Genomic DNA, 4,913 nt, shown 5'->3' on the forward strand with positions numbered 1-4,913 from the left:
TGCTGGCACCACCACCGCACCCTCGACACCAACGGCTGGACCATCCGCATCACCCACGGCATCCCCGAAGTCCGCGGACCCACCTGGTGGGACCCCCACCAACACTGGCGCCCCACCACCACCTCCCCCACCCGCACCACCCAACACCTCACCCGACGACAACAATGACAATGACCGGGGCGCGGGCGCTCGCCAAGCGACGTACCGCGCCCTACAGCCGAAGGACTTCGGTGATGCGCACGACGGCAGCACCCGCCTCCTCCGAGGCGGCGAGGTCCACCTCGCCGCGGATGCGCCAGTCGTGGTCGCCCGCGGGGTCATCGATCGTCTGCTCGACGTTCCAGACACCGGATGCCGCGGCATCCGACTCGTCGACGGTCACCAGCCGCGGCGAGCGCGCGGCTCCGCCCGTGAGCATCTCGTCGTGCTCGTCGAAGTAGGCATCCAGCGCGCTCGACCAGTCGACGTCAGGATCGAGCGCCGCGAGATCGTCGTCGCGCTGCAGGGCCGCGAGCTGAACCCGCCGGAACAGCTCGTTGCGCACGAGGACCATGAACGCCCGGCGGTTCGTGAGCACCGACGGCGGAGCCGGCGGCACCACCGGGGCGGTGGGGTCCGTGACCGGATTGACGAGGCTCTCCCACTCGTCGACGAGGCTCGAATCCACTTGCCGCACCAGCTCGCCGAGCCACGCGATGATATCGAGCAGCTCGGAGTTCTGCGCCTCGACGGGCACGGTCTGCCGGATCGCCCGGTAGGCATCGCTGAGGTACCGCAGCACAAGCCCCTCGCTCCGGGCGAGCTGGTAATAGGAGATGTGCTCGGCGAACGAGAGGGCGCGCTCGAACATGTCGCGCACGACCGACTTCGGCGACAGCTCGAAATCCCGCACCCACGGCTGGCTCGACGCGAACACTTCGTACGACTGCGCGAGCAGCTCCTCCAACGGCTTCGGATAGGTCACCTCCTCGAGCGCATCCATGCGCTGGTCGTAATCGAGACCCTCCCGTTTCATCGCCGCGACCGCGTCGCCGCGCGCGAGGAACTGCTGCTGCGTGAGCACGGGGCGGGGGTCGTCGAGCGTGGACTCGATGACGCTCACGACATCGAGGGCGTAGTGGCCCGAACCGGCCGCATTGGGGGCATCGTCGGGGTCGAGCAGATCGATAGCGGCGAGCGCGAAGGGCGACAGGGGCTGGTTAAGCGCGAAATTGGGCTGCAGATCGACGGTGAGACGGATGACGGGGGCTGGCCGCCCGTCGTCTTGCTCCGCGGTTTCTGAGCGAGGAGCGGAGCGACCAGACGGAGTGCGCTCAGGGACCGGGCTCTCGACCGCGTCGCCATCGACCACGACGACCCCGGCCGCCACGAGCGTGCGGAAGATCCCGAGCGCCCGCCGGGCGAGCTCGTACTTGCGCGCCCGTGACTCGTGGTTGTCGAACACCAGGGAGCGCACGTTCGCGAACACATCGCCGCCGCGTGCGATGACGTTGATGAGCATCGCGGCGGTGAGCTGCAGGTGCGGCTCGAGCGGCTCGGGCTCGGCATCCACCAGCCGCTCGAACGAAGCCTCTCCCCAGTTGACGAAGCCCTGCGGGGCCTTCTTGCGCACGATCTTGCGCGCCTTCGAAGCCGGTCCCTGAGCCTGTCGAAGGGCCGCCTTCGCGACCGCGGTGGCGTTCTCGATCTCGTGTTCGGGGGCCATCACCACGACGGTTCCGGCGGTGTCGTACCCCGCGCGGCCCGCGCGCCCCGCGACCTGGTGGAACTCGCGGGCGCTGAGCTGCCGCATCCGCTGCCCGTCGTACTTCGTGAGCGCCGTGATCATCACGGTGCGGATCGGCACGTTGATGCCGACCCCGAGGGTGTCGGTGCCGCAGATGACGCGCAGCAGCCCGCGCTGCGCGAGCGTTTCGACGAGGCGGCGGTAGCGCGGCAGCATCCCGGCATGATGCACGCCGATGCCCGCGCGCACGTACCGCGATAGCGTGCGGCCGAACGCGGTGGTGAACCGGAACCCGCCGATCGCCTCCGCGATCGCGTCGCGCTGCTCGCGCGAGACGATGCGCACGCTCGAGAGCGCCTGCGCCCGCTCCATGGCCGCGGCCTGCGAGAAGTGCACGATGTAGACCGGCGCCTGCCCGGTCTCGAGCAGCTCCTCGACGGTCTCGTGCACGGGGGTCCGGGCATAGGAGAAGTGCAGCGGCACCGGGCGCTCGACGCCCGTGATGCGCGCCGTGGGCCGCCCGGTGCGACGCGACAGGTCATCGGCGATGCCGGTCACATCGCCCAGGGTCGCCGACATCAGCACGAACTGCGCGCGCGAGAGCAGCAGAAGCGGGACCTGCCACGCCCACCCGCGGTCGGGGTCGCCATAGTAGTGGAATTCGTCCATGACGACCTGGTCGACGGCGAGGTCGGCCCCTTGGCGCAGGGCGAGGTTCGCCAGGATCTCCGCGGTGCAGCAGATGATCGGGGCATCCGGGTTCACGGACGAATCCCCCGTCACCATCCCCACGTTCGAGGCCCCGAAGACGTCGGCGAGCGCGAAGAACTTCTCGCTCACGAGCGCCTTGATGGGGGCGGTGTAGTACGTCCGGCCGCCGCGCGCAAGGCACGCGGCGTGCGCCGCGATCGCGACGAGCGACTTGCCCGTGCCGGTCGGCGTCGAGAGGATGACGTTCGCCCCCGACACGAGCTCGATGGCCGCTTCGTCCTGGGCGGGATACAGCTCGAGCCCCTGATCGCTCGCCCAGGCGACGAATCCCTCGTAGATCGCATCGGCATCGGCACCGCGCGGCACTCGTTCAAGAAGGGATGTCGGCACCACCTGAGTCTGCCAGGCCCGGCAGCGGCGCCGGCCTGGCGGAATTCCAGGGCCCCGCCTACGTTGAAAGAGGAGACGAGAGGATGTCTATGACCGACCAGGCGACGACCCCCGAGCAGACCGCGGCACCCACCGCCGACGACGCCCAGAAGACCGTCACCCGCGACGAGGCGGCCGGCCGCTACGAGATCCGCGTGGACGGCGCGCTCGCCGGATTCACCGAGATCGAGCCCGACGGCCACGGCCGCGTGATCTTCCCGCACACCGAGATCGACCCGGCGTTCAAGGGCATGGGACTCTCGAAGATCCTCGTCCGCGAGGCGCTGTCCGACGCCGCCCGCCGCGGAGAGACGATCGTGCCGCTGTGCGCGGTCGTTCGCAAGTACCTGCGCGAGCACGATGTTCCCGGCGCCGTGATCGACTGGCCGCACCGCGGCGACGCACAGGATGCCGCAACCCCGGGAGAGACACCCGCGTGACCAGACTGGACGCCGGTCCCGACACCGCCGCGGAGCTCAGCGCAGGAGCACTGCGCGAGGCACCGGCGCGGTGCGACGGACCGCGTTCTCTCGTGCTGGAGTCCCGCGAAGTGCCGCTCGGCGGCGTGCGCGGCATGGCCGTGCACCGCGCCCTCCCCCAGCGCGACCTGCCGATGGTCGGAGCCTGGTGCTTTCTCGATCGGTTCGGCCCGCAGCGAACCCGCATGCGCGTCGAGCCGCATCCGCACATCGGCCTGCAGACGGTGACGTGGCCGTTCGTCGGCGAGGTGCGCCACCGCGACAGCGTCGGCAGCGACGTCGTCGTGCGCCGCGGGGTGCTGAACCTGATGACGAGCGGGCTGGGCATCTCGCACTCCGAGTACTCGGTCGGCGACGACGAGGTCGCACTCGACGCCCTGCAGCTGTGGGTCGCACTGCCCGACGACCGTCGCTTCGGCGGGCCTGAGTTCGAGCGCCACGACGACCTCCCCGAGGTCGCGATCGCCGCCGAAGAGGGCGACGCCGCGTGGGCGATCGTCGTGATGGGCGAATTCGCGGATGCCGTCTCACCGGCCACCGCGTACACCCCGATCGTCGGCGCCGAGGTGCGCATCGCGCCGGGCTCGCGCGTGCGGCTCCCCCTTCGGCCGGACTGGGAGTACGCCCTCGTGGCGATCGACGGCGATCTCACGGCCGATGCCTCGGCCGAGGCATCCGTCGTCACGCTCGAACGCGGCCGGCTGGTCTATCTCGGCATCGCGCGCGAGAGCATCGAGGTGGCGAGCGCTTCGGGCGCGAGCATCTTCATGCTCGGCGGCGAGCCGTTTCCCGACGACATCGTGATGTGGTGGAACTTCGTCGGGCGCGACCACGACGAGATCGTCGAGGCCCGACAGGCGTGGGAGTCGGGATCGTCGCGCTTCGGGCACGTCGTCGACCACGGCGACGAACGCATTCCGGCGCCCCCGCTCCCCGCGGTGCGACTCACGCCGCGCCGCCGCCGCACCTGATCGCCGGCGAGCAGGGGACCACGCACGTACGAGAAGGGGTGCCCCCTGGTCGACCGGGGCACCCCTTCTTCGCGCCGGCTATCGGAGCACGATGAACCCCGAGAGGCCCGTCGACCCCTCCACCGTGTCACTGCCCGCGTACTGCGCGACGACGACCTTCACCCCGCGGGACTGCTTCGGCAGCGGTATCGTCACTTTGCCGTCCGCGAGCGTGCCGGAGTACTTGGCCCCGTTCACCCATAGCGCCACCTCGCCCGTGGCGGCGGCGCCGCCCGTCGGCGTGACCGCGACCGTCACGGCGAACGACGCGGCCGAGGAGCCGATGTACGGGCTGACCGTGACCTTGGTTGACGAGCCGAACTTCACGAACACCGGCGCGCTGTCGGCGACCCCGCTCGGACGGCCCTCGGCCGCGGCCGTGACGCGCACCGAGAGGCTGGTGCCCCGATCGGCGCCGACCACCTTGTACGTCGTAGCGGTCGCGCCCTCGATCGGCTGGCCGTCACGCAGCCACTGGTACGAGAACGTCAGCCCATCCATGTCCCACGTGCCGGGGCTCGCGGTGAGCTTCTTGCCGACGGCCGGGGTTCCCGTGAT

3 protein-coding genes and 1 pseudogene are annotated in these 4,913 nt (G+C 70.4%); 2 read left to right on the top strand and 2 right to left on the bottom strand.

Annotated elements, in window-relative coordinates:
• Positions 1 to 211: 211 nt before the first annotated feature.
• Entirely contained in the window at positions 212 to 2,827 is a 2,616-nt protein-coding gene (locus VNT50_RS07875) for a DEAD/DEAH box helicase (protein ID WP_325484559.1), read from the bottom strand.
• A gap of 89 nt (positions 2,828 to 2,916) precedes the next feature.
• On the opposite strand from VNT50_RS07875, the gene VNT50_RS07880 reads away from it, so the two are divergent.
• Both VNT50_RS07880 and VNT50_RS07885 read left to right on the top strand, forming a co-directional pair.
• Entirely contained in the window at positions 2,917 to 3,306 is a 390-nt protein-coding gene (locus tag VNT50_RS07880; RefSeq protein WP_325484560.1) for a GNAT family N-acetyltransferase, read from the top strand.
• Positions 3,303 to 4,316 (top strand): pirin family protein, encoded by a 1,014-nt coding sequence (locus tag VNT50_RS07885; RefSeq protein ID WP_414683957.1) that lies wholly within the window; start codon positions 3,303 to 3,305, stop codon positions 4,314 to 4,316. Before VNT50_RS07880 ends, VNT50_RS07885 begins: the two co-directional genes overlap by 4 nt.
• A gap of 78 nt (positions 4,317 to 4,394) precedes the next feature.
• Here the strand turns inward: VNT50_RS07885 and VNT50_RS07890 are convergent.
• Positions 4,395 to 4,913 (bottom strand): annotated as a pseudogene (locus VNT50_RS07890) (Ig-like domain repeat protein); the annotation flags it as partial.

It is taken from the genome of Microbacterium sp. (assembly GCF_035554235.1).
In the GTDB taxonomy this organism is placed as follows: domain Bacteria; phylum Actinomycetota; class Actinomycetes; order Actinomycetales; family Microbacteriaceae; genus Microbacterium.